This window comes from Ruminococcus sp. SR1/5 (assembly GCF_000209835.1).
Taxonomy (GTDB): Bacteria; Bacillota; Clostridia; order Lachnospirales; family Lachnospiraceae; genus Blautia_A; species Blautia_A fusiformis.
In genome coordinates, this window is sequence record NC_021014.1 from 2,256,484 (window position 1) to 2,257,450 (window position 967).

Sequence of the window (967 nt, forward strand, 5' to 3'; positions counted from 1 at the left end):
TACACGCAAGAAGCATTTCATCAGTTCCGATTGTCTGATATCGAAAGGAGACACACGATTATGGCAAAAGGATCTGTAAGAAAAAAGGAAAGAAATGGTACTACCGCTTCTATGTAGAAGATGCAAGCGGCAATCTGGTTCAGAAAGAATACGCTGGAACAGAAAGCAAAAGTGAAACGGAAAAACTGCTCCGTCAGGCAATGGACGATTACGAAAGCAAGAAATTCATTGCAAAGTCGGAAAATATTACAGTTGGAGAATTACTTGATATATGGGCAGAGGAAGAATTAAAGACCGGTACTCTCAGTAATGGGACAGTCCAGAATTACCTTGGTGCTATTACCAACATCAAGAAGCATCCAATTTCAGAGAGAAAGTTGAAAAATGTAACATCTGAGCATTTACAAGCCTTCTTCGATCTGCTTTCCTTTGGTGGCACTTATCCAGATGGTTCAGAAAGAAAAGGTTACAGCAAAGATTACATTCGTTCTTTCTCGGCAGTATTACAGCAGTCATTCCGGTTTGCAGTATCACCAAAGCAATATATCACTTTCAATCCGATGCAGTATATTAAGCTGAAATACCAGACGGATGAGGTTGACCTGTTTTCTGATGATGACATGGATGGCGATATACAGCCAATTCCACGAGAGGATTATGAAAGACTGATTGAATTTCTACAGGATTACAATCCACCGGCAATACTTCCAATCCAGATAGCTTATTATGCAGGACTTCGTATCGGTGAAGCCTGTGGTCTGGCATGGCAGGATGTAAATCTTGAAGAACAGTGCCTTACGATCAGACGCAGTATCCGATATGATGGTTCAAGGCACAAGAATATCATCGGACCAACCAAACGAAAAAAGGTAAGGATTGTTGATTTTGGAGATACACTGGCAGAGATTCTTCGCAATGCCCGAAAGGAACAACTTAAAAACCGAATGCAGTACGGAGAACTTTACCA

1 protein-coding gene is annotated in these 967 nt (G+C 41.1%); it reads left to right on the forward strand.

Features of this window, described 5'->3' with window-relative positions:
* Positions 1–200: 200 nt before the first annotated feature.
* Positions 201–967 (forward strand): tyrosine-type recombinase/integrase (locus CK1_RS11270; protein ID WP_083460882.1); only part of this gene is annotated, 767 nt, incomplete at its 3' end.